This is a genomic window from Pseudoalteromonas sp. S3785 (genome assembly GCF_005887365.1).
Taxonomy (GTDB): domain Bacteria; phylum Pseudomonadota; class Gammaproteobacteria; order Enterobacterales; family Alteromonadaceae; genus Pseudoalteromonas.
The window spans coordinates 1-26,430 of sequence record NZ_PNCT01000052.1; the positions used below are offsets into that span (position 1 = coordinate 1).

Here is a 26,430-nt window from a genome sequence, read left to right on the forward strand (position 1 = left end):
CTAAAAGCTAAAAGCTAAAAAACAGTCACAATTTAAAATTAAAACACTAAGTTACTCCATGTAGCAACCGTTCAAAGTGAGGAGAAAGTAATGTCAGCAGGATTAAAATTTAAACAGGCTATTGCTAATAATCGCCCATTACAAGTTGTAGGTACTATTAATGCTTACACAGCCATGATGGCTGAAAAAATGGGCCACCAAGCTATTTACCTCTCAGGTGCCGGTGTGGCAAATGCCTCTTACGGTATGCCCGATTTAGGCATGACCAGCCTAGATAACGTGCTTGAAGATATTCGCCGTATAACCGGTGCCAGCGACTTACCACTACTTGTAGATGCCGATACCGGGTGGGGCGGCGCGTTTAATATTGCGCGTACCGTTAAAGAAATGACTAAAGCTGGTGCGGCTGGTTTTCATATTGAAGACCAAGTAGCGCAAAAGCGTTGTGGACACCGCCCTAATAAAGAAATTGTAAGCCAAGGTGAAATGGTTGACCGCATTAAAGCGGCCGTTGATGCTAAAACCGATAGCGACTTTTACATAATGGCCCGCACTGATGCATTTCAAAAAGAAGGCTTAAATGCAGCGATTGACCGTGCCGCTGCCTGTGTAGAAGCAGGCGCAGACGCTATTTTTGCAGAAGCCGTGCATGACCTTGCCGATTACCAAGCGTTTTCGGAGGCGTTAAACGTGCCTATTTTGGCTAACATTACAGAGTTTGGCCAAACACCTATTTACACCAAAGAGCAGTTAAGCGAGGTAGGGGTTGAAATGGTGCTTTACCCACTTAGTGCGTTTAGAGCCATGAATAAAGCCGCACTTAATGTGTACTCTGCCATTTTAAATGAGGGCTCGCAGCAAAGCCAAATTGAAAACATGCAAACACGCGCTGAGCTATACGACTTTTTAGATTACCACACATACGAAAACACACTTGATAACCTTTTTTCATCAAAATCTGACAAATAACAATTATTAAAATCACACACAAATTTAAGATAGGAGAAGATCATGGTAGATAAAGCATTAGGCGGTGCAGGCTTACGCGGCCAAGTAGCAGGGCAAACAGCATTATGCACAGTAGGGCAAACAGGCTCGGGTTTAACGTATTGTGGTTACGATATTAGCGAACTTGCCGAAAAAGCGCAGTTTGAGGAGGTGTCGTTTTTACTTTCTCGTGGCGAGCTACCTACAGCCAATGAATTAGCTGACTATAAAGCTAAATTAAAAAGCCTACGTGGCCTGCCAGGTGCACTAAAAACCGTGCTTGAAAATATTCCTAAAGACGCGCACCCAATGGATGTTATGCGTACCGGTTGCTCTATGCTGGGTAACCTAGAAATGGAACTTGATTTTAGCCAAGCAAATGATGCGATTGACCGTATGGTTGCGCTCTTCCCAAGTATTATTTGTTATTGGTACCGCTTTACTCACGATGGTGTACGCATTGATACACAAACCGATGACGACTCAGTAGGCGCGCACTTTTTAACTTTATTGCACGACAAAGCACCGAGTGAGTTATTTGCACAAGTAATGAATGTGTCGCTAATTTTATACGCAGAGCATGAGTTTAACGCCTCTACGTTTACGGGGCGCGTATGTGCATCTACTTTGTCTGATATTCATTCTTGTGTAACCGGTGCAATAGGCACACTGCGCGGGCCACTGCATGGTGGTGCAAACGAAGCGGCTATGGATATGATTCAAGGTTTTACAAGTGCTGATCATGCCGAGCAAGAAATTATGGGTATGCTAGAGCGTAAAGATAAAATTATGGGCTTTGGCCACGCTATTTACCGCGAGTCTGACCCACGTAACGTTATTATTAAAAAGTTCTCTGAAAAACTAGCTAAAGAGGTGGGCGATGATGTGCTTTACCCTGTGTCGGTTAGGTGTGAAGAGGTTATGTGGCGCGAGAAAAAACTGTTTTGTAATGCTGATTTTTTCCATGCATCGGCGTATCACTTTATGGGTATCCCCACTAAGTTATTTACGCCAATATTTGTGATGAGCCGTGTTACAGGCTGGACGGCACATGTTAAAGAGCAGCGCGCTAATAACCGTATTATTCGCCCAAGTGCAGATTACACAGGGCCAGAGGCACGCAGTTACACGCCAATTGAATCAAGAGGCTGATTAGTTACACATAATACCAATCCGTAATAATACTTAATTAAGCGGATTGGTATAGGGTGAGCAATACGCTCACCTTTTGCCTTTTATTTCCCGTCACTTATTAGCGAACCTGTATTATGACCATAATTAATAACACCCAATACCGAAAACCCTTACCCGGCTCAAATGTAGATTACTACGATACGCAAGAAGCCGTTGATGCAATAAAGCCAGGTGCATATGCCACTTTGCCTTATACCTCACGCGTACTGGCCGAAAACTTAGTGCGCCGCTGTGAGCCAGATATGCTAACCGATGCGCTTACTCAGCTTATTGAGCGTAAACAAGATTTAGACTTTCCGTGGTATCCGGCGCGTGTAGTATGCCACGATATTTTAGGCCAAACCGCCTTGGTTGATTTAGCAGGCCTGCGCGACGCCATTGCTGCAAAAGGTGGGGATCCGGCAAAAGTGAATCCGGTGGTACCTACACAGCTTATTGTTGACCACTCTTTAGCGGTAGAGCACGCAGGTTTTGACCCAGACGCATTTGAAAAAAACCGTGCCATAGAAGATCGCCGTAACGATGACCGTTTTCATTTTATAAACTGGACTAAAACCGCTTTTAAAAATATTGATGTTATTCCGCCTGGTAACGGCATTATGCATCAAATTAACCTTGAAAAAATGTCGCCGGTTATTCAAAACCGCGATGGTATTGCGTTTCCAGATACCTTAGTGGGTACCGACAGCCACACCCCGCATGTGGATGCACTTGGCGTAATTGCTGTAGGTGTAGGCGGGCTTGAAGCCGAAAGCGTAATGCTTGGCCGTGCCTCATACATGCGCTTGCCTGACATAGTTGGTGTTGAGCTAACAGGCACTCGCCAACCAGGTATTACTGCTACAGATATAGTATTGGCTATTACCGAGTTTTTACGCGAGCAGCGCGTGGTATCGACCTATTTAGAATTTTACGGCGAAGGTGCAGATGCACTAACCCTAGGCGACAGAGCAACTATTTCAAACATGACGCCAGAATTTGGTGCCACTGCGGCCATGTTTTACATAGATGATAAAACAATAGACTATTTACGTTTAACAGGGCGTGATGAGGAGCAAATAGCGCTGGTAGAAAACTACGCTAAAACAGCTGGCCTTTGGAACGAAAGTTTAAAAACCGCAAAATATGAGCGCGTGCTTAAATTTGATTTATCAAATGTAGGGCGCAACATTGCCGGGCCTTCAAATCCGCACCGCCGAGTATCCACCAGCGATTTAGCCAAAGAAGGTATATCTGGCACGGTTGAAAACGAGGAAGGCTTAATGCCAGATGGCGCATGTATTATCGCGGCTATTACAAGTTGTACTAACACCAGTAATCCGCGCAATGTAATTGCTGCAGGCCTACTTGCGCGTAACGCAAATGCCAAAGGTTTAATGCGCAAATCCTGGGTTAAAACGTCATTAGCGCCAGGTTCTAAAGCGGTGCAATCATACCTTGAAGAGGCAAATTTACTCCCTGAACTTGAAAAGCTTGGCTTTGGTATTGTGGGTTTTGCTTGTACTACTTGTAACGGTATGAGCGGCGCACTTGACCCTGTAATTCAACAAGAAGTAATTGATCGCGATTTATACGCAACAGCGGTACTTTCGGGCAATCGTAACTTTGATGGGCGTATTCACCCATATGCTAAGCAAGCGTTTTTAGCCTCACCGCCATTAGTGGTGGCGTATGCTATTGCCGGTACTATTCGTTTTGATATTGAAAAAGATAGTTTAGGGCACGATCAAAACGGCAACGAAATAACCCTTAAAGATTTATGGCCAAGCGATGAAGAAATAGACGAGGTAATAAAGCAAAGCGTTAAGCCTGAGCAATTTAAAAAAGTGTACGAGCCCATGTTTGACCTAACCGTAGATTACGGTGAAGAGAACAATCCCCTTTATAACTGGCGCGAGCAAAGTACGTATATTCGCCGCCCGCCATATTGGGAAGGCGCCCTTGCCGGTGAGCGCACTATGACTGGCATGCGCGCCCTTGCTGTACTTGGCGATAATATTACAACGGATCATTTATCGCCTTCAAACGCCATAATGGCAAGCAGTGCTGCGGGTGAATACTTAGCTAAAATGAATGTTCCTGAAGAGGATTTTAACTCGTACGCAACGCACCGAGGCGATCATTTAACAGCGCAGCGTGCCACGTTTGCTAACCCTAAATTACTTAACGAAATGGTACGTGATGAAAACGGCGAAGTTAAACAAGGTTCATACGCACGTATAGAGCCTCAAGGTACTCATACTCGTATGTGGGAAGCAATCGAAACTTACATGCAACGTAAACAGCCGCTTATAATTGTAGCGGGCGCAGATTACGGCCAAGGCTCGTCTCGCGACTGGGCTGCAAAAGGGGTAAGGCTTGCAGGCGTTGAAGTGATAGCCGCAGAGGGCTTTGAGCGTATTCACCGCACAAACTTAATAGGTATGGGTGTATTGCCGCTTGAATTTAAACCCGGCACTACCCGCAAAACACTTAACATTGATGGCAGCGAAAGCTTTGATGTAAAAGGCGAGCCTACACCTGGCGCTACCATTGATTTGGTGATTACGCGTAAAAACGGTGAGGTACTAACAGTACCTATGAAGTGCCGACTTGATACCCAAGAAGAGCTTTCTATTTATGCTGCTGGTGGTGTATTACAACGTTTTGCACAAGACTTTTTAGAAGCAACCCAATCAGCATAAGGAGTGTGCATTATGTTTAAACCACAAATAAAAGTACCGGCAACTTATATGCGCGGCGGCACGAGTAAAGGTGTATTTTTTAAATTAACCGATTTACCAAAGCCCGCCCAAGTGGCAGGTGAGGCGCGCGATAATTTATTGTTACGCATAATTGGTAGCCCCGACCCATATGGCAAACAAACTGATGGTATGGGTGGTGCTACATCAAGTACTAGTAAAACGGTTATTTTAAGTAAAAGCGAGCAAACCGATCACGATGTGGATTATTTATTTGGCCAAGTGGCGATAGATAAGCCGTTTATAGATTGGAGTGGTAATTGCGGTAATTTAACCAGCGCAGTGGGTGCGTTTGCAATAACGAATGGCTTAGTTGATAAAAGCAGAGTACCCGATAACGGTGTAGCTATAGTACGTGTATGGCAAGCTAATATTAAAAAAAGCATTTTGGTTCACGTACCTATTACTAATGGCGAAGTGCAAGAAACTGGGGATTTTGAACTTGATGGCGTAACCTTCGCCGCTGCCGAGGTAAAGCTTGAGTTTTTAAACCCCGCCGATGGTGAAGGGGCGTTATTTCCAACAGGCAATGTAGTGGATAACTTAGAAGTACCAGGTATTGGCACTTTAAAAGCGACCATGATCAACGCGGGTATTCCTACTGTGTTTATTAACGCAAACGATATTGGCTACAGCGGCACTGAGCTGCAAGATGACATAAATAATGATATCGACGCACTTAAAAAGCTTGAAACAATACGTGCCCATGGTGCGGTAAAAATGGGCCTGATCAGCAATATTAGCGAAGCTCAAACACGACAGCATACACCTAAAGTCGCTTTTGTGGCAGCGCCATTAGACTATAACGCGTCCAGTGGTAAATTTATTGAAGCTAAAACAATTGATTTATTAGTACGTGCTATGTCTATGGGCAAGCTGCATCACGCTATGATGGGCACAGCCGCAGTGGCTATTGGCTCAGCTGCAGCTATTGAAGGCACGCTTGTTAATGTGGCCTCAGGTGGCGGCTCATTGAACGAAATTAACTTTGGGCACCCCTCTGGTACATTAAAAGTAGGAGCCGAAGCTCAACAGATAGACGGCGATTGGCAAGTAACAAAAGCGAGCATGAGCCGCAGTGCGCGCGTGCTGATGGAGGGCGTAGTGAGAGCACCTCAATAGTATTTCCAACGTTTTATTGAGTCATTAACGGTGCATACTGCGCGTTAATGACTTTTTAGCGTTTAGTTTTAATATAAAGCTAAATAAACATTCTGTTTATATATTTCATTTCAAAACACCACCCAACCTCATTCTTTTTCATTATATTAGCTTTAGCGGGCGTTTTTTTTAGCGTATCTGTCGCAATTACTTGAAGAATATTATTAACAAACTAAATTAAATGTAATATTCACTTAATATTGTGGATATATGGTACGCCAGAGCGATGCTTCTTAATGGTTTTAACATATGTCATTGAAAATATAGTAAAGCCTATGAAGAAGCGTCGTTTAAAATTAGATAAAAACTTGTACTCAAAACGTATAAAAATGTAGCAAAAACTCGTTACTTAATGTTACTTTAATTTATAAGTAACAAAGGTTGTTATTGTGTGTCTGTTTATGTTGTTTTGTAAACTTTCGCACGTATATTTAATAAAATAATTTTCTGATACTCATTGCAGGCTATCAAGGAGAAATAAATGGCACAGCGTATGACTAAAATTACCCCGATTGCAGCATCTGTTGCACTTACACTAGGTTTGGCGGGTTGTGGTTCAGACAACGACAGAAACACTTATGTTCCTCCAGTTGAATCGGTTACATCATCTGATGACGCTCAATTTAACGTAGAAATAACAGGTAAAGCTGTTAAAGGTGCAATGAAAGGTGCCGTTGTTAGCGTAATGACACTCGACGAAACAGGTCAAAGTGTTCCGGTTGCATTTAGATTAGAGGCTTCAGCAGAAGCTGAAACATTTACCGGCGAAGCAACGTCTCAAGATGCGGCTGATGCAGCAGTAGAAGCAAGCAAAATAGCGGGCAACCCCGATGCGCTAGTAACTGGTGATAATGGTAGTTACAGCATTTACCTTGAAGATGACTTTACAGGCCCTGTGTATATTACAGTTGCAACTGCTGAAGAGGGTGACGACAGTTATTTACGTTGTGATGCATATGTTGGCTGTGGAACTTACGATGAAGCGCCAGAAGCAGGCGATGTAAACGATGGCGACACTAACATTGAATTTGGTGAATGGTATAAAGCTGATCTAGAGCTTTCGGTTATTAAATATATTGCTGCAGCGGACGCTGATTCGTCTGATACAAGTGGTGAAGCAGGCGATGCAAATGTTGCTCGTTCGTTTAAAGCCAATGTAACCTTTTTAACTACGTTGGTTGCTCAAGCACTACTTGAAGCTGAAGCTGACGTTGACGCAGGTGCAATTGCATCAACAAGTTTAAATACGGTTATTCAGGTAATGGGTCCTGATGCAGCAGTATTATTATCTGCACTGTTAGGTGATGTATCTAACGGCGGCGCTGTTGATTTAAGTGATGTAGACGGTGAAGAAGCACTTTCACAAGGTGTATTAGCAATTGCTCAGCTGTCGTCGTCTATTCAAGGCTTATCTTCAATTAGCGAAGTAATGACTAGCATTAAAGAGGGTATTAAAGCAGGTACTTTAAGCACAACCGACGTTGCAGCAACTTTACAAACAGCTGTTTCTAGTACGGCGAGTGTGTTTGTAGCAATTGCAACAGGTGATGAAGCAGCAATTAAAACAGCCCTTGAAGCGGCTTATGCGGCTAAAGTCCCAGCACCTTCGGCGGCAGAGATAGCTGCATTTGCTGAAAACTCAGCAGGCATTGCTACTAAAGCTAAAGAAGCAAAAGACAATGCAGTTAAAAACGGCGCTGCAAGTGATGCAGAGCTGGCTGAAATTGCAACGGCTGTTCAAACAGTGTTAGAAGAACTTGGTTGTACAGGCGATGAGTGTGTAGCGGGCGATGACTTTTATGCTGATTTAGCAGTTGCTCTAAATGCTCAACTTGATGCATCTTCTACTGAGCTTACAGAACTTCAAGCTTCGGTAGATGCTGCTGAAGAAATGCTTGTTGATGTTCAAGCATTAGGTGGTGCTGCAATTACCGATGCAGACTCTGCAATTGAATTTGTTGCTGCTGTTGCAGCGCTTGAAAACGAAGCAGAAGCTGCTGACTTATCAAATATGGCTGATATTTTATATGTTAAATCACAGGGCTATGTTAGCACAGCTTCTTTACTTGTAGAGCAAAGCTCTGACTATCAAGGTGTACTTGATACTTCAACTGATTTACAAGACGCAGCCTTAGTAGAGGTAGAAAACCTAAGCGATTACGATGCAGCAATTGCGCAATTAGTAGCTGATGCACAAGCCGCTATTACTGAGTACGAGATTGAAGTAGCAGCTGCTAAAGAAGTTGCTATGAACACAGCCGATGTTGCAGGTGAAAAGAAAACAGCTGCTAATACTGCAGAAGCTGCATCAACAAGTGCGCTTGCTGCTGCACAAGCTGCTGTTGACTCGGGTGACGATGCACAAGCAACGGTTGCTTTAGTTGATGCTGCGGTTACTGCTGCTTCTGATTTTTCTGCTGCTGTCGATGCGCTTGAGCTTGCGATTGAGCAAGCCTTAGAAGCTGCAACTGAATATGAAGCTGTAGCAGTAACTGAAGCTGATATGGCTGAAGCCGCTGATTTAGTTGAAAGCGCAGAAATGATGGCCGAAGCTGCACAAACTCAGGCTGAACTTGCAAACGAGCAACTTGTAACAGCGCTTAGCTTACAAGCAGAAGCAGACCTTGCAGTGGCGACAGCATCAGTTAAAGAAACGTCAATGTCACTTTCTACAATGACGGTATTAACTAGCACGGGTGGCGATGCTCTATACGACACAGCCGAAGTGTTATTTGATGTGTTTGAAGAACTTGCTGATATGGGGAACTCTGGTGAAGGTACTTCAACAACTCATCCTGAATGGGCATACGACTACAGCCTAGACAACTTGACGCTAATGCTTACAAACTCAGCGACCGGTAGTGAAATTACCGCTTCGGCAGCGTACCAAGATGATCAACTTGTTGTTGCTTGGGGTGGCATGCTAAATACACAAAGCGATGCAACTATTGAGCTTGTTACAGGCGATGTAGACTCGGATGCACTAGAAGAGTGTCAAGCATTTGCTGATGGTACTATTACCGATTCAACACAAATTGATTCGTGTTTAGTATTTACTTTTGACGGTGCTGTAAATGCAGATACCGTTGATGACGCAGAGCTTACTATGGCGCAAGCGTGGAACCGTATTGAAATTATGGACGGTGACTCAGGCTTTATGGGTAACCTAAACTTAAGCGGCATGGATGAAACTGATTCTGTAATGCTAGAAGCTATGGGTATGTCTGGTGACTTAGACTTTAGCGTAATGTCTGAAGTGGATAGCAGTGGTGATGAAGATATGACCATGCTTGAAATTAAAGTTAACGGTGACGCAGCTATGGGTTACACGCTGTCTATGTCGGGTACCGAATCAGCTGGTTACATGGGTGATGTTAAAGCGATGTACAATGGCATGATGATGACCTTTGGTACCGCAACTAAAGTAACAAACGGTGTTTCGATTACTTACATTGATGATGAAGTAATTGAGTACACAGATGTGACTTTAATTGACTCATCTAACTAATACTTAAACTATAAAAGGGAAAAGCGGTGCGCTTTTCCCTTTTTTTATAGAAAGCGATTAAATTATGAAAAAAAAAATTCTCTTGTTAGGATTTTCAACTGCTCTACTTTCACCTCTAGCTTCTGCAAATAATCAATTTCAAATATTTACTCACTTTGACGCCGAAATCTACACTGAGGCACAGCCAGTACAGGCATTTGTAGATGACTTTGACGAGCCTATTAAATCTGGCGATAGTGCATTTACTTATAATATTTTTGAAATTGGTGTGGGCTATAATAATTTTAAAGTGGGCCTGCAGAGCCGTTATGATTATGTACTTAATTTTGACCCAGACACTGCACTTTATACTTATTTAGAAAAAAACGACTTACCCTTTGAAGAACGATTTTACACATATCAGTTAAATGCAAAGCAAGTGACCTCTAATGGGGTATTTGTATCATACGATTTTAAATTTTTAGATAAAAACGCGCTTACTATTACGCCAAAAGTGTCTGTTTTTGCCAGTACACATTTTCAAGATGCTTCTGTAGATGGGCGAGTGTTTAGTGATGATGTTGAAGGCAGTATTACTGCTGATTATAATTTTTCGAAAGATATTTTATTCAAAAAGTTTACCCCTTCTGAAAACCCTGAAGGCCTAGGTTATAGTTTAGATATTTTTGCCGATTGGCAAATAAATGATGATTTAAAAGTAGGCCTAAGTGTAAAAGACTTACTTTATAAAACTGACTTTGATGATACTGGCTCAGTAAAAGGGCAAACGACCGAAATTCCTTTCAGCGAAGATGAGAGTGGTAATGTTACCTCTACACCTACTGTATCTCTTCAAACTTCAGCTTTTGGGAATACCCAGTCACATACACTCGATATGGAAATGCGTATTACGGCTTTTGCCGATTACAGAATAAATAACCGCTACTCAACTGCTTTTACAGTAAAACAGTACGATAAAGATACCTTTAGTCAGTTAAAAGGGCGTATTCATTTTTGGGATCATTGGAAGGTACAAGCTGGCTATGAAACAAAAAGTGAAGCGTTTTTAGTTGGTATCGAAAACGAGTACTTTGGTCTTAATTTACAAACCGACAGCTTAGATTTAGATAAAGCTTATTATGCGAATGTAAATTGGTACATGAACATTAAGTTTTAAGGAATGAAGATGTTAAAAAAACTTTTACCTTTGTCAGTTGCTCTAGCGCTTAGTGGCTGTGGTGGCTCTTCAAATGATAGCAGTGACGAAGCGATTGAAATAAGCGTAGCATCCACCTCTACCGTAAATTTTTATGTGCCTAAATGGCAATCAGCTAAAGGTACGCTTAATCAATTAGACGGCCAAGGCAATGTAGTAGAGTCTGTTGCAGTCGAAAACATAAATACTGCAAGCGTGAGCGTATCGCCTCTTAATTTTTATACATTTGAATTTATACCTTACGATAGTGCTTTGCCATGCCCACGCTTTACCGGTTGCGGCAGAACGCTTCGCGGCGATGTAAACGATATAAATGAAAACCGTTTAATTGATTTTGAAGAGATAACTGGCGTTAATTTAAACTATGCTGCTCGCGCTTATGTTGCACCGGGCGTTAATGAAGTATTTTTCTCGCCGTTAAGTACCGCAATTACGAATGCAAATGTTGACGCGACCCTTGCAAGTTTATCTGCGAGTCCTTTTTATCAGCTTACACACAGCAGCCTAAGTAATACACTAGAGGCAGAAATTGTGGCTGATGCATTTACCTATGGGGCTATTGTAGCTGGTGTGTCTGTTGAAGGGTTTGATTTAGCCACTGCATTTGATGATTTTACTACCGAGCAAGATGATACCAGTGCGTGGCAAACTTACAGTAATTTAGCTGATCAATACATTGCAGATAACCTTTATAGTGAGCAAGGTAATGGTTTAATTCAAAGTGTAGCAGGGCAGGTTAAGCAAACTATTGCGAGCGTGACTAGCTACACCAATTGGCAACAAAAGGTTGAAACTGAGCAAGCACTCGAGTCGCGCGAATTACTCGAAAATATAAGAGACGCACTGGGTGTTATTCGCTTACAGGACACAACCTACGCAGAGGATGTAGATGCTAAACTTGCGCAACTAGAAAGTGCACTTGATGATGATACCCAAAAAGCGATCACTGTGCTTGCTGAAGTACTTAACGAAGTGCTCATAAATTATTCGCCCCTTGCGGAAGTTTCTGCAAGCGAAGGACAATACAGGTTACGCGATCTTGATATTAGCTATTCTACATCCCCTTACGAATGGCTAATTACGGGTACTTACGACGGTTTACCAGTTAGTATAGATATGTCTATTCCTACTTTTAGAATAAGTGGTGTACTGGGCGATAAAGTCGAAGGGGTTATGAATGCTTCTGTTATCAACGGCGATACTCGCTTAGATGTTGATGTGAGCGAATTACTAATTGAATTTGATGGGGTAAGTGAGCAAAGCGAGTTATTACCTGATGCGCAAACAGGCATAGCTAATATTATCACTGATGTTGTTATTGCTAAGCAGTCTGGCGAGCTAACAGGTGAGATATCATTAGATTCAAACCGTTTTGTATCTGCGTTTGCACAGGAAGTTACTTCTCTTTCTTCATTTGATTTTGAAGGGCAGTTTCAAAGCGATATTCAAACAACACCTTTTCATATTACCGCGCTTGAGGCTTCACCACTCAGTGGTGAGGAAAACGACGATTTAATGTTTGGCCTTGAGTTGGCGCTGCCCTTGGGTGGTGCGAGTGATTTTAGCCTGGCGTATGTAGGTGATGTTATTGATTTATCGCAGCTTACTAGTAGCGATGTCTTTATTAGCGTAAAACAAAAAGCCTTAGATTTACGCATTAGAGAAGTAAATAGCAATATTAGTTTAACTGCAAAAGGTGAAAACGGCCGTTGGCTCGACGTAAAACAAGCTGGCAGCAACTACAGCGGTGGCTTGTACTTAGGCGATACAAAAATTGCGGATGTAACTGCAGTACGTGGTATCCCTGGGGTGTTATTTCCTAATGGTGATTTTGAGTCGTTGTTTTAAACGCGACTTAACCCAATTTTAAGCCCAGCAAATTTAGTAAATGTGCTGGGCTTTTTTATGGACAAGGTTTTTTATAATAGCTCTATTTCTACGGTTTCGTTTTTTTCAATATTGCCACTTTCTGCGGGCACTACAATAAGGCAATTTGCATGACTAAGCGATGAGAGTACCCCCGAGCCTTGCTTATTTATAGGCGTTACCAACAGGTTATTGTTTTCGTCGGTACTGGCAATACCGCGTTGAAAGTCGGTACGGCCTGGGCGCTTTTTAATCAGTGTGGTTGTAGTCGCTTTTAAGCTTAACTTAGCAGTATGCTCATTTCCTGAAAGCTTTGTAAGGGCGGGTTTTACAAGTCGCTCAAGCGTTACAGCCGCTGATACTGGGTTACCTGGTAAACCGAAAAAGTAGCTGTTAGGTAATTTACCAAAAGCAAAAGGTTTACCCGGTTTCATGGCAATTTTCCAAAAATGGATATCGCCAATCTCATTTAATACTTCTTTGGTAAAATCGGCTTCACCAACGGATACACCACCAGAGCTTATTACAGCATCAGCTTGCTCATTTGCTTTTAAAAACGTGTTTTTAATGAGCGTTTTATCATCGGGAATTATCCCAAAATCAATCACTTCTATATTGCTATCATTAAGCTCGCTTAAAATAACTGCTCGATTACTTTCATAAATAGCGCCTGCATGAAGCGCATTGCCCGGCTCTATAAGTTCATCCCCGGTAGAAAACACCGCAACTTTAAGTGTTTCATATACGCTTACTTGGCTAATGCCAATAGAGGCAAGTAAGCCTACATCGACTGCTTTTAGTTTTCTGCCAGCTTTAAAAACAGCACTATTTTTTGCAATGTCTTCACCTGCAAAACGTACGTTAGCATTGAGTTCAATTTTGCCTGTAAATGTTATTTCGTTGTTATTTACAGTGGCGTTTTCTTGCATCACTACCGCATTAGCGCCAGAGGGCAGGGCTGCGCCGGTCATAATTCTCACGCATTGCCCTGGGATTAAAGTGCCCTCAAAGGTTTGCCCAGCAAATACACTGCCTACTTGTTGATAAGTTGTTAAGCCTTCACTTAGGCAAAGCGCATAGCCATCCATTGCCGAATTATCGTGACCAGGCACATTTATATCAGATTTAATATCGCGTGCTAGAACACGGCCCACACTGTGCATTATAGAAATGGTTTCTGCGGCTTTATTAAAGTTAATGGCGTTGAGCATATTACTTATTGCGGTATCTACAGGTAATAAACCAGGTGCATTGCATACATCGTTCATATATATTGTTTTTTATAATGTGACTGATTTTTAAAACAATACTTATAATGTTAAAGCTTTACAATACATGGTGTGGTTATTTGTTGTTACTGTTAGTGCTATTTAGCAACTGCGTTAGCGCAAAAGAAACACTGCATATAGCCGTTGCGAGCAATTTTAAACCAGTGCTACAAAAGCTGATTACTGATCCTGCACTTAAAAATATAAATTTTAAAATATCGGCAGCATCTAGCGGTGTATTACACTCGCAAATTATGCATGGAGCGCCGTACGATGTTTTTTTATCTGCTGATGCGTCGCGTCCACAAGCACTTATAGAAGATGGTTTTGCAATTAAAGACAGTTTAACAACCTATGCAATAGGTTTATTAGCACTTTGGCAACCAAGTAGCAGCGTTATGAATAATAAATTAGCCATTGCGAACCCACGTTTTTCGCCTTATGGGCAATCATCAATGCATTACGCAAAAGCGTTTATAAAAACCCCCTATGAGTTTGTCTATGCAAATAATATTACTCATGCCTTTCAATTTGTTGAAACAGGCAATGCCGCTAAAGGTTTGGTGGCGTTATCTACGTTAAAGTCGGCTTATGGTAAAACTAAAAATAAAAAATATTTAAACTACACGCTTATCAACACTAAAAATTACCCTGAAATAACACAGCAAGGCGTTATTATTAGCGCATCAAAGCATTTAACTGTTGCTAAAAAGTTTATGGCTTTTTTAAATGCCCCCGCAACCGCAAAAACATTATTAGCACTTGGCTACAAAGCAAAGGACAGTGATGCTAGCAAGTGATTTAACAGCGCTGTGGCTTACAATTAAACTTGCCTTTATAACAGCCGCTATTTTGTTAGTGATATGTATTCCGCTTGCGTGGCAACTTGCCAGTTATAAAAGTAAGTTAAAGCCTATATTAGAAGCACTTATAGCCATGCCTTTGGTACTGCCGCCTACGCTAATGGGTTTTTATTTATTAGTGCTGTTTTCACCTACGCATGCATTTGGCCAGTTTTGGTTTTGGCTTACTGGTACGCAGCTCGCATTTAGTTTTCAAGGGGTGGTTATTGGCTCATTATTTTATTCACTTCCGTTTGTGATGCAGCCGCTACTAGCGGGTTTTAAACAAATAAATACCACCTATGACCAAGCAGCTATTGCTTTAGGAATAAGCCCATTTAAACGATTTATGTATTTAACGTTACCGCTATTAAAGCCAAGTATAGGCAGTGCCTTTGCGCTGGGTTTTGCCCATACATTAGGAGAATTTGGTTTAGTGCTAATGATTGGTGGCAATATACAAGGCGAAACCCAAGTGGTGTCTATTGCACTTTACGACCATGTAGAGTCACTTAATTATGGGGCTGCGCATCAATTATCGTTGGTGTTGCTCGCAATGGCGTTTGCGTGTTTAGTGTTGTTGTTTAAATTTAATAAAACCGTGATAAACGGAGCTGCTAATCGTGCTTAAAATACAATGCCATCAACGTTTGGACGATTTTGAACTCAATGTTGACTTAGCTATAAACCAATTTGATATTTTAGGGGTGTTTGGTCCTTCGGGCTCTGGCAAGTCGAGCTTATTACAGGCGATAGCGGGGCTTAGTACGGCGCAAAATGTGTGTATAAATAATCATAATATAACCCATCTAAAGCCAGATAAACGCCTACTTACTTTACAGCTGCAGTCGTGCCCGTTATTTCCACATTTAAATGTGATGGGTAATTTACTGTTTACTCACACGCATTGTAAAAATAAAAGTCACAACTTAACGCCTGATCAGGTGATTGATTTGTTAGCACTAAATCCATTACTCAATCGTGATGTAGCGGGGCTTTCGGGCGGTGAGCGTCAGCGTGTAATTTTTGCCAGAACACTTCTAAGTGGGCAATCAGTTATTTTACTTGATGAGCCATTTAGTGCATTAGATTGGTCAACGCGTTTTACTATGTTGGCGGGAGTGCAACAACTTAATAAATCCCATGGTATTAAATTTATTATTGTTAGCCACTCTTTAAAAGAGCTCCTTTATTGTAGCGATACATTAATACATATGGCGAAAGGTAAGGTGCTTAAGTGTGGTGCCACACAAGACGTGGTGCACAGTATTTATACAAATAAGAGCCAAACACCACTGAGTGTACTTAGTTTTAGTAAGTCTGAATTTAATGATGCATTTGGGCTATGCAAGCTAACCCTTAGTAACAGCTTACAACATGTATATGCAGTGCCTTCGCTGGTAAAACAAAGTCATAAGTTAATTATAGAAAGCGGGCAAATAACCTACAGCAAAGTAAAGCCGACTAACCAGTGTAGTGCAAACGTGCTAATAGGTACGCTTGAAAATACCCAGCAGCTTGATGAGCAATGGCTACTTACCGTTAATGTAGATACGCAGTTGCTGTATTGCGTGGTATCTAAAAGGCAATGGCAACAAAGTAATGTGCAACTGGGTGAGCAGGTTTACCTGACAATAAATAATTTAGAAACACTGAGCTAGGCTTTTAAAAGCAGTCATGAATTTTAAATGTATTAAATCAGGCATTGCAAACTGGGCAGTGCTTATTTTTAACAATGTTAAAACGGTTAAACTCCATACTCAAACCATCAACAAGTAATAGTTGTTCAGTGAGTTTACTATTAAGTCCTGCAATAATTTTAAGGGCTTCAGTTGCTTGAATACTGCCAATAAGTCCTACAATAGGGGAGAGCACGCCTGACTCGGAGCAGCTTTGAGTTTGTTCGCCAAAGAGCTGTGACACACACCCATAGCAATGGCTATTAGGCGCCATTGTAAAGCAAGCAACTTGCCCCTCAAACCGAATAGCAGAGCCAGAAACCAAAGGCGTGCAGGTGTTAAAGCAGCTGCTATTGAGTAAGTTACGCGTTGCTAAGTTATCAGAGCAATCAATAACAACATCCACTTTGCTAAGTAAGTGCTCAAGGTGCGCACTTTCGTCTAAAAATTCATCAATCGTGTGTATTTCTATTTCATTATTCAACTGAGTTAAATGCTTTTTTGCACTGTGGGTTTTTAAGCTGCCGATATCAGTGTGTTTGTAAAGCACCTGCCTTTGCAAATTTGTCGAATCAACCACATCGTTATCGACAAGCGTTAATGTTCCTACTCCTGAGGCAGCCAAGTATTGTGCTACAGGGCAACCTAATCCACCTAGCCCAACTATAAGCACATGACTTTGCCATATTTTTTCTTGCCCATCGATATCCAACTGAGGAAGCATAATGTGGCGTGAATAGCGTAATTGCTGCTGATAGGTTAAAGGCGGTTTTTGCATTTATTTTTTCTCATAATTTTTTTAAACAATACCAATTAGTTAAATCTTAGAGCAAGTAAAGCTTAAAATTTCTTTGCACTGTTTACGCTCACAGTGGCTGCTTTAATAGTGCAAAGCAAAAAAAATAACATTTCCAAAAAATATAAGTATATGAAAAGCCTGACTAATAATTATTGGCTTAGTAATTGCTGAAGGCGGTTAACGTTAATTTAACAATCGTCGCAGTGTTTTTACTACCAAAGTTGTATTCGCTGCTTAAAACAATAATCGTTACAAGGAAAAAAACATGCAACCGAGTACTGGGTTTAATCTCATATCGTTTAGCGGAAAAATGAAAATACTACATTTAAGCTGGATGGTGTTTTTTATCTCTTTTTTTGTATGGTTTAACCATGCGCCATTATTAGGTGCCATAGCGAGCTCGCTAGGAATATCCATGGCACAGGTTAAAACGCTACTAATTTTAAATGTCGCTTTAACCATTCCTGCACGTGTTGTGGTTGGTATGCTAACCGATAAATTTGGACCTCGCATTGTTTACGCTGCACTACTTATTACGTGTAGTATTCCGTGTTTTATGTTTGCACTTGCAACAACGTTTGAGCAAGCAGCTATCGCCCGTTTTGCACTTGGCTTTATTGGTGCGGGTTTTGTTGTGGGCATTCGCATGGTGAGTGAATGGTTTCCAGCAAACGAGCTAGGTACAGCCGAAGGTATTTACGGAGGTTGGGGTAACTTTGGCTCAGCAGCAGCTGCTATGTTACTGCCAATATTAGCGCTTATGTTTGGTGGCGAAGATGGCTGGCGTTATGCAGTAGGTGTAACTGGTGTATTAAGCGTAATATTTGGTGTTATATGGTATATAAACGTAACTGATACGCCTAAAGGTGGCACATACTTTAAGCCTAAAAAAGTAGGGGCAATGGAAGTAACCAGTAAAGGTGACTTTGTATTACTACTTATAATGAAACTCCCTATGTATGGTGCATTGGCGTTACTTACCTGGAAGCTTTCTCCTACTGGCGCAAACTTACTTTCTGAAAATTTTGTAATTGGCACATACGTGTTTTTAGTGCTGCTTTATATTTACGAAGTGTATAAAGCGTTTGATATAAATGGCCATATTTTTAAACAACCTGTTCCAGAATCACACCGTTACGACTTCAAACAAGTTGCTGTTTTAAACATTCTTTATTTTACTACATTTGGCTCAGAGCTAGCTGTTGTATCTATGCTGCCATTGTTTTTTATGGAAGTATTTGGTCTTGATATGGTGTACGCAGGCTTATTAGCATCAGCTTATGCATTTATGAACTTAGCCTCTCGCCCCGGTGGTGGTTGGATTTCAGATAGAATGGGTCGTCGTAAAACACTTATTGTACTTACCACAGGCCTAGCTGTAGGTTATTTTGTTATGGGCTTAGTTGACGCAAGCTGGCCGCTTTGGCTTGCTGTTGCCGCTGCTATGGCGTGTTCGTTTTTTGTGCAAGCAGGGGAAGGCGCAGTATTTGCCGCAGTGCCACTTATTAAACGTCGTTTAACGGGTCAAATTGCAGGTATGACAGGTGCCTACGGTAATGTAGGGGCTGTTGTATATTTAACGGCGCTCTCGTTAGTTGATTACCAAACATTCTTTATGATTATCGCTGCCAGTGCATTGTTAGGTTTAGGTGCATTATTTTTCATGAAAGAACCCGATGGCCACATCACAGAAGTAAACGAAGATGGCACCGTTGAACTTATTTCTGTGACTTAAGGCATATTTATGTTTGATGAAACCCAAAAAGCCAGCGCACTTACAAACGAACTTAACGTTGAGTTTGGTGGGCACAGTAGCAAAGGTATAAAAACCGAAAACCAAGATGCGTTTGCTGCCCTTAATACTCAAGCGCAAGAAAAAGAGTCAAAAGGGGTGATTGCCTGCTTGGCCGATGGGTGTTCATCAGCAAAAAATGCTAAACAAGCGTCACAGTTATCGGTAACGCATTTTATAAATGAGTATTTAAATACACCACCAAGTTGGGCCGTTAAAAAGTCGGTATCTAAGGTATTGGCTAGTTTAAATCAGTGGCTGTATTCGCAATCGGTTAATTACAATCACCTTGGCCAGCGCCAAGCCGATTGGATGACCACGTTTACAGCGCTTATTTTAAAATCGGCTACGGGTTATATTTTTCATTTAGGTGATACCCGAATTACGCGTTTACGGACAAAAAATATGGAAGCAATAACACGCGACCATAAAGTTAACGATACCCTAACGCGGGCTTTAGGCGCACAGCTTCATCAAGAAATTGATGTATACGAAGTTGAACTTAAAGCTGATGATATTTATATACTTACCTGCGATGGTGTACACGATGTGTTGCCATACAGTGATATACAAAAGCTAATTAATGAGCATGCTAATCTAGAACACGCGGCAAAATCAGTGACAGAGCTTGCCATAGCAAGAGGCAGTGACGACAACGTAAGCTGCTTACTTGTAAAAGTGAATAGTATTGCAAAACAAAATTTAGACGAGTTATATCACTCTTTAACTAGACGTAAAATTCCGCCACCGTTAAAGGTTGGCCAAAAAATTGATGACTTTACTGTTATCCGTGAATTACACGCCAGTAGCCGCTCGCACATTTATTTGGTGCAACAAACACCCGATACGCCGCCTGTTGTATTAAAGGCGCCTTCGGTAAATTTTGAAGACGACGTGCACTACCTTCAAGGCTTTATAAGAGAAGGCTGGGTAGGGCAACGTATTAATCATCCCAATGTTATGAAGGTTTTAAATACGCAATCGCAAAGCCGATTTTTATATCATATTTGCGAATACATGGACGGGCAAACACTGAGTGATTGGAAACATGATGTGCCGCATCCAGAAATTACCCAAGTACGTAGTATTATTGAACAAATAGTACAAGCACTTAGAGCGTTTCAGCGTTTGGATATGGTGCACCGCGATTTAAAACTCGATAATGTGATGATAGATCCCCACGGCAAGGTAACATTAATCGATTACGGTACGGTAAGTGTTGCGGCAATGGATGAGTCGGTAAAGCAAATTGCTGATGATTGCCCACAAGGGACGGTAGATTACACCGCACCAGAGACACTTATTTCGCTGCATGCTGATTTTAAAAGCGATATGTTTTCGCTTGGGGTGATTGCTTATGAGCTACTGTGTTCAAAGCTGCCCTATAAAACATTGCCGATAAATCATACCCCTATTGATTACAGCCATTGGCAATACACAAGTATTCGTAAATACAGAGCCGATATCCCGTTTTGGTTAGATCAGGCTTTAATGAAAGCATTGGCGCCAAAACCAGAGCTCAGATACCACGCATTTTCTGAGTTTTTAGCAGATATTAATAAACCTAATCCACTTTTACAGAGTTCAGCCAATAAAATTTCAATAATGAAACGCGATCCAGTATTAGTTTGGAAGAGCATTTCGCTGTGTTTATTTATCATTTTATTGTGCGTACTCATAATTAAAAACTAAGAGACCAACATGTTAAATTATAAAAATAACTTACCTATTATTTTAATGATAGGGTGCATTGCTGCGCCTTCAATAAGTCATGCTGCACAAACCGACCTTAACTTTAGACTGCGCTTTGAAAGCGCAGAGCAAGATAACGCATTAAAAGATGCAAGTAGCTTAACGCTGCGCACACGCCTTACGCATAAAACAGATGAAGTGAATGGTTTTTATGCTCTTATTGAAGTTGAAGACAGCCGCAGCCTGTTAGGTGTGGACGATTACAATAATACACTAGGTAAAAATACTGATTATTCAGTAATAGCCGACCCAGAAACCACAGAAGTAGATCAAGCTTTTGTTAAGTACGCTAAAGATGCGTTATCAATTAAAGTAGGTAGACAAGTAATAGCGCTTGATGGACAACGATTTGTGGGTCACGTTGGCTTTAGGCAAGACAGACAAACCTTTGATGCTGCAACGGTCAATTACACATTTAATGATATTAACTTGCACTATAGCTACATAAGCAAGCGCAACCGTATATTTGCCGATAGCAAAGATATTGATTCATCCGATCACCTAATCAATGCACGTTTTAAAACAAGCGTAGGTAAAGTGGTTTTATACGGTTATTTATTAAGTAACGACGCTGTAGATGACGACAGCTTAGATACCTATGGTGTTTCATTTACTGGGAATAAAACGCTCGGCGACACAAAGGTTTACTATAAGGCAGAGTACGCCACGCAATCTGCTTCAACGAGCATGAGTGATTTTGATGCTGATTACTATGCCCTTGAGGGTGGCGTTGATTTAGGCGGTTTAGGTATTGAAACCGTTTCATTAAAAGCCGGTATTGAATCACTGGGTTCTGATAATAGCGATTATGGTTTTGCTACGCCGCTTGCCACAATGCATAAATTTAATGGTTGGGTTGATACGTTTTTAGCAACTCCTGCACAAGGACTTGATGACACTTATGTAAGCTTAAATGGTAAAGCCTTTGGCGGTAAATGGTTAGTGGCTTATCACAACTATGATGCCAACGATAATGCGAATGAGGTTGATGATTTAGGCTCAGAGCTAAACGTGCAATACGTTAAGCCTATTAATAAAACCTATGCCGTGGGCGCTAAATATGCCGATTATTCAGCAGGTGATAGCGCTGCAGGCAAAGTTGACACTCAAAAACTATGGGTATGGGTAAACGCTAAATTCTGAGTACTTACACAAGTACTTAAACACAGGTATTTAGACACAGTTTAATCCTCGTAATTTAAATCGTTACAAGTTGGTGCAATTACGCCAGCTTGTGGTGCTTTCATTTCTTTTTTACTGCACCAAGTTGGATAACTCACTGAAATATATTGATTATATATCTGGCTTGCATATTGCTATAACAACTACATAACAAATTATACGTTTGAAGTATTAATTTATGCATTTAGTACTTTAAATCAAACAGGTGATTTTAATGCCAAGTAAGCAACGTGTTGTCGTCGTAGGAAACGGAATGGTGGGGCATCATTTTGTACAGCAACTAGTGTCGCAACAAGGTGATAGCAAAAATATTGATATTACAGTGCTCAGCGGTGAAGACCGCCTCGCTTATGACCGCGTTCAGCTCTCGTCGTTTTTTAAAGGTAAAACCGAAGACGATTTAGCACTTACCTGCAGTAAAACCTATCAAGATTGGCAAGTGAGTTTTCATACTCATTCTAAAGTGGTTGATATAAACCGAGATGCAAAAACGGTGACTACTTCAAAAGGTAAGTCATTTACGTACGACAAGCTAATATTGGCAACGGGCTCATTTGCATTCGTGCCACCCATTCCAGGTAAGGATCGTGAGCATTGCCTAGTTTACAGAACCATTAACGATTTACATGCCATAAAAAAATCTGCACAGGGCAGTAAAGTAGGCGCGGTTATTGGTGGCGGATTATTAGGGCTAGAAGCCGCAAATGCCTTAAAGCAGCTTGGCTTGCAAACTCACGTGATCGAATTTGCGCCACAACTTATGGGTGTACAAATTGACGGGGCTGGTGGGCGGTTACTTAAAAATAAAATTACTGACCTTGGTGTTACAGTGCATACCTCAGTGGCTACAGAGCAAATTATTGAGGGTGAAAATAGCCGTTATAAAATGTGTTTTAAGGGTGGTCAAACCCTAGAAACCGACATGATAGTGTTTTCAGCAGGTATTCGCCCATACGATAACTTAGCTCGCGAGTTTAATTTAGAATTAGGTGAGCGCGGCGGCATAGTAATAAACAACCATTGCCAAACGAGTGATAAAAACATATACGCCATAGGCGAATGCGCCCTTTGGAATAACTTTATTTTTGGACTTGTAGCACCGGGCTACGCTATGGCGAAAGTAGCGGCGGGGCATGTTTTAAAACTGCTTTCTTTAAGTACAGCTTCAGATACACCTTTAGGCAATTATTCAACCAATACTGATGAATTTAGCGGCGCTGATATGAGCACAAAGCTTAAATTAATGGGCGTTGAAGTAGGTTCAATTGGTGATGCCCACGCCCGCAGTGAAGGCGCAATTAGCTATTACTTTGAGGATCAGCCAAATGGTATTTACAAAAAAGTAGTCACAAATGAGCAAGGCAACAAACTTATAGGTGCTGTACTTGTTGGCGATACCAGTGATTACGATAATTTATTACAGTACCACTTAAATAGTATAGAGCTTAGCGTGCCTGCAGAATCGTTAATAATGCCACTTGCAGGTGAAACGGGTGAACTAAGCGCTGATGATTTACCAAGTGATGCCATTATTTGTGCGTGCCACAAAGTGACAAAACACACCATTGAACACGCTGTTATGCAAGGCTGTAGCGATTTAAGTGATGTGCAACAAGCCACTAAAGCAAGTACGGGGTGTGGAGGCTGTGAAAAACTAGTGCAAAGCGTTATTAGTAGCGCACTTAATAATAAAATTGCCACGCTAACCCCAGTAGATGAGCCTGTATCACAAAGCGCTTAACACTCACTATAAGAGAGCAGTATGAAAACGTTAAACACATGTTCAAATAAGCCTTTGCTTAAACAAACTACTTGCGCTTATTGCGGTGTAGGGTGTGGGGTTGATATTTCATTATTAAATAATACCCCAACAAAACTTGAAGGCACCCGCGAACACCCCGCTAATTTTGGCCGCTTGTGTGTTAAAGGCACGCATTTGTTAGATACAACAGGCACCGACAACAGATTAACATCGCCCCTTATTGATAACGAACCGTTCAGCTGGGATGCTGCAACCAAATATGTAGCTAACAGGTTTAACGCCATTATTAAAGAACACGGGCCAGATTCGGTCGCGTTTTATGTATCGGGGCAGTTACTCACCGAAGATTACTACGTTGCCAATAAATTAATGAAAGGCTATATAGGCTCGGGCAATATAGATACAAACTCAAGGCTGTGTATGTCATCGGCGGTTGCAGGCTATAAGCGTGCGTTTGGTGAGGACGTAGTGCCATGTACCTACGAAGATTTAGAGCAAACTGAGTTACTTATTTTAATTGGCTCGAATGCAGCGTGGACGCATCCGGTGCTTTATCAACGTATGGAGCGCGCAAAAAAGCTAAATCCAAACATGAAAGTAGTGGTTATCGACCCACGTAAAACCGACACAGCTGAACTTGCCGATACCTTTTTAAATATAAAACCAGGCAGCGACGGGGCACTTTATAACGGTTTACTTAATTATTTAAGTGAACATAACTATTTAGATACGCAGTTCATTAACGAGCATACAAACGGTTTTGAAACTGCGCTTGCAGAGGCAAAAAAGTGGAATGTTAAAGCGGTAAGCGACTTTTGTGATATAGACGCGCAGCTCGTCAGTGACTTTTACGCCTTATTTGCAAAAAGTCCAACTGCCATTAGTTTTTATTCGATGGGTATTAATCAATCAAGCTCAGGGGTTGATAAGTGTAACGCTATTATAAATGCGCATTTAGCGTCAGGTAAGTTGTTAAAACCGGGCTGTGGTCCGTTTTCAATAACTGGGCAACCTAATGCAATGGGTGGGCGTGAAGTCGGTGGCTTGGCTAATCAATTAGCTGCTCACTTAGATATAGAAAATGAAGAGCATCAATCCCTTGTACAGCGATATTGGCTTTCACCAAAAATAGCTAAAAAAGCAGGCTGCAATGCGATTGATATGTTTGATGAAATAGCTAAAGGAAAAATAAAAGCTATTTGGGTAATGGCCACCAACCCAATGGTAAGCTTACCTAATAACGCAGCAATACAACATGCACTTGAGCAATGTGAGCTGGTGGTCGTGTCTGATTGTATTGCCAAAAGCGATACCCTAAAATTTGCGAATGTGGCGTTTCCATCTACCGGATGGGGTGAAAAAAACGGCACAGTAACTAACTCAGAGCGCAGAATCTCAAGGCAGCGGCCGTTAGTTGAGCCTTTCTCGGGGGCTAAAAACGATTGGCAAATAATATGCTCAGTTGCTCAAAAAATGGGTTTTGAAGGGTTTGACTTTACAGACCCAAGCGGCATTTTTGATGAATGGGCTCAGCTAACTGATTTTGAAAATAACGGCAGCAGAGCGCTTAATTTATCAGGCTTAGTAGGGCTTACGCAGCAGCAATACGATAATTTAAAACCGGTTATGTGGCCGGTACTAAAAAATGAGCCTTATAAAAATGGGCAGGTTTTTGTTAATAAACAATTTAGCACCGCAGATAAAAAAGCCCGCTTTATACCTATAACGCCTAAACTTCCTGTGCAGCAAACATCAAGTGATTACCCTTTTGTAATGAACTCAGGGCGAATACGCGATCAATGGCATACAATGAGCCGCACCGGAAAAAGTACTGCGCTTTCAACACACATAACGCGCCCGTATATTGAAATTAACCCCATTGATGCCAGCAGATTAAACATAAAGGCAAACGATTTAATAACGGCAAATGCTAAAACGGGGCAAGTCACGGCTCATGCAAAAGTAACGGATGCTGTACGCAAAGGCGAGTGTTTTATGCCTATTCACTGGAACAAGCAATTTGCCTCATCCGCTACGGTAAGTGGGCTTTATCAATCGGTTGTAGATCCGATTTCGGGCCAAGCTGAGTGTAAGCATGGTGCCGTTGATTTAGTTAAAGCGCAGTTTGCTCAGTACATGCAATTTTTTAGCAAAACCGAACTTAATATAAACAGTGATTTTTGGCTTAAAGTTAACGCAAGTAATTGTGTTAATTACCAGTTAGCGCTTGATGAGGCACAAAATGACTTACTTTATTACTGCCAAACACTGACAGGGTTACAAGGGCAGTGGTCGGCAATGAGCACAGCAAAGGCCATGCATGTTCAATGTATCCAAAATGAGCAGTTAGTGTTTGTTGCGGTAATTTCATCTGCTCAAAAAGACATATCACTTGAGTGGATAAATCATTTATTTGCAGAGCCTTTAATAACGTTTAGCCAATTACAGTCATTGCTGTATGCAACCCCCGATGAGGAGTTTACCCAAGGCGCGCAGGTGTGCAGTTGCTTTAAAGTACGTGAGCAACCCATCATAAGTGCCATTAAAAGTGGTGCAAATACGGTGGAGCAATTGGGGTCTAAACTAAAATGCGGCACAAACTGTGGCTCGTGTAAAACGCAGTTAAGCCAACTAATAAAGCAACATAGTACGCAAAGCGCTCAAAGTATTGATGTTGCAGTTGAAATGTAAATAAACAAGGA

The 26,430-nt window shown here is 41.5% G+C and carries 17 protein-coding genes; 15 read left to right on the forward strand and 2 right to left on the reverse strand.

The features are described from left to right. Positions 1 to 90: 90 nt before the first annotated feature. The 7 genes from prpB to CWC17_RS13100 all read left to right on the forward strand — a co-directional run bounded on the left by prpB (position 91) and on the right by CWC17_RS13100 (position 12,634). A complete protein-coding gene (prpB, locus tag CWC17_RS13070; RefSeq protein ID WP_138540766.1) occupies positions 91 to 969 on the forward strand; it encodes a methylisocitrate lyase in 879 nt (292 codons plus the stop codon). Positions 970 to 1,011: 42 nt separating this feature from the next. After that, positions 1,012 to 2,139, forward strand: a complete 1,128-nt coding sequence (prpC, locus tag CWC17_RS13075) for a bifunctional 2-methylcitrate synthase/citrate synthase (RefSeq protein WP_138613291.1) — start codon at positions 1,012 to 1,014, stop codon at positions 2,137 to 2,139. 116 nt (positions 2,140 to 2,255) lie between these two features. Further along, positions 2,256 to 4,865 carry a Fe/S-dependent 2-methylisocitrate dehydratase AcnD gene (acnD, locus tag CWC17_RS13080; protein ID WP_138613293.1) on the forward strand — a complete coding sequence of 870 codons (2,610 nt, stop codon included), beginning with the start codon at positions 2,256 to 2,258 and terminating at the stop codon, positions 4,863 to 4,865. 12 nt (positions 4,866 to 4,877) lie between these two features. Then, positions 4,878 to 6,044, forward strand: coding sequence for a 2-methylaconitate cis-trans isomerase PrpF (gene prpF / locus CWC17_RS13085; RefSeq protein WP_138613295.1), 1,167 nt, complete (start codon positions 4,878 to 4,880; stop codon positions 6,042 to 6,044). A gap of 520 nt (positions 6,045 to 6,564) precedes the next feature. Then, entirely contained in the window at positions 6,565 to 9,591 is a 3,027-nt protein-coding gene (locus CWC17_RS13090; RefSeq protein ID WP_138613297.1) for a hypothetical protein, read from the forward strand. Between the two features lie 64 nt (positions 9,592 to 9,655). Beyond that, complete coding sequence (locus tag CWC17_RS13095) at positions 9,656 to 10,747, forward strand: hypothetical protein (RefSeq protein ID WP_138613299.1); 1,092 nt, start codon at positions 9,656 to 9,658, stop codon at positions 10,745 to 10,747. Between the two features lie 9 nt (positions 10,748 to 10,756). Beyond that, a complete protein-coding gene (locus CWC17_RS13100; RefSeq protein ID WP_138613301.1) occupies positions 10,757 to 12,634 on the forward strand; it encodes a hypothetical protein in 1,878 nt (625 codons plus the stop codon). A 71-nt stretch (positions 12,635 to 12,705) separates the two neighbouring features. On the opposite strand, the gene moeA is transcribed toward CWC17_RS13100, so the two are convergent. Continuing rightward, positions 12,706 to 13,920, reverse strand: a complete 1,215-nt coding sequence (gene moeA / locus CWC17_RS13105; RefSeq protein WP_138540759.1) for a molybdopterin molybdotransferase MoeA — start codon at positions 13,918 to 13,920, stop codon at positions 12,706 to 12,708. A 47-nt stretch (positions 13,921 to 13,967) separates the two neighbouring features. On the opposite strand from moeA, the gene modA reads away from it, so the two are divergent. From modA to CWC17_RS13120, 3 genes are read left to right on the forward strand one after another with little or no spacing between them, the layout of a single operon-like run. Then, positions 13,968 to 14,720, forward strand: coding sequence for a molybdate ABC transporter substrate-binding protein (gene modA, locus CWC17_RS13110; RefSeq protein WP_138613303.1), 753 nt, complete (start codon positions 13,968 to 13,970; stop codon positions 14,718 to 14,720). After that, complete coding sequence (gene modB / locus CWC17_RS13115; protein ID WP_138613414.1) at positions 14,707 to 15,393, forward strand: molybdate ABC transporter permease subunit; 687 nt, start codon at positions 14,707 to 14,709, stop codon at positions 15,391 to 15,393. Before modA ends, modB begins: the two co-directional genes overlap by 14 nt. Beyond that, complete coding sequence (locus CWC17_RS13120; RefSeq protein WP_138613305.1) at positions 15,386 to 16,423, forward strand: ATP-binding cassette domain-containing protein; 1,038 nt, start codon at positions 15,386 to 15,388, stop codon at positions 16,421 to 16,423. Before modB ends, CWC17_RS13120 begins: the two co-directional genes overlap by 8 nt. Positions 16,424 to 16,460: 37 nt before the next feature. On the opposite strand, the gene moeB is transcribed toward CWC17_RS13120, so the two are convergent. Further along, on the reverse strand, positions 16,461 to 17,219 hold the full coding sequence (gene moeB / locus CWC17_RS13125) for a molybdopterin-synthase adenylyltransferase MoeB (protein WP_138613307.1): 759 nt from the start codon (positions 17,217 to 17,219) through the stop codon (positions 16,461 to 16,463). A 286-nt stretch (positions 17,220 to 17,505) separates the two neighbouring features. On the opposite strand from moeB, the gene CWC17_RS13130 reads away from it, so the two are divergent. From CWC17_RS13130 to CWC17_RS13150, 5 genes are all read left to right on the forward strand, one after another. After that, a complete protein-coding gene (locus CWC17_RS13130; RefSeq protein ID WP_138613309.1) occupies positions 17,506 to 18,975 on the forward strand; it encodes a NarK family nitrate/nitrite MFS transporter in 1,470 nt (489 codons plus the stop codon). 9 nt (positions 18,976 to 18,984) lie between these two features. Continuing rightward, complete coding sequence (locus CWC17_RS13135; protein WP_138613310.1) at positions 18,985 to 20,724, forward strand: bifunctional protein-serine/threonine kinase/phosphatase; 1,740 nt, start codon at positions 18,985 to 18,987, stop codon at positions 20,722 to 20,724. Positions 20,725 to 20,733: 9 nt separating this feature from the next. Then, positions 20,734 to 21,927 (forward strand): alginate export family protein, encoded by a 1,194-nt coding sequence (locus CWC17_RS13140; RefSeq protein ID WP_138613312.1) that lies wholly within the window; start codon positions 20,734 to 20,736, stop codon positions 21,925 to 21,927. A gap of 253 nt (positions 21,928 to 22,180) precedes the next feature. Beyond that, on the forward strand, positions 22,181 to 23,707 hold the full coding sequence (locus CWC17_RS13145; protein WP_138613314.1) for an FAD-dependent oxidoreductase: 1,527 nt from the start codon (positions 22,181 to 22,183) through the stop codon (positions 23,705 to 23,707). Between the two features lie 21 nt (positions 23,708 to 23,728). Next, positions 23,729 to 26,419 (forward strand): nitrate reductase, encoded by a 2,691-nt coding sequence (locus CWC17_RS13150; RefSeq protein ID WP_138613316.1) that lies wholly within the window; start codon positions 23,729 to 23,731, stop codon positions 26,417 to 26,419. Positions 26,420 to 26,430: the final 11 nt, after the last annotated feature.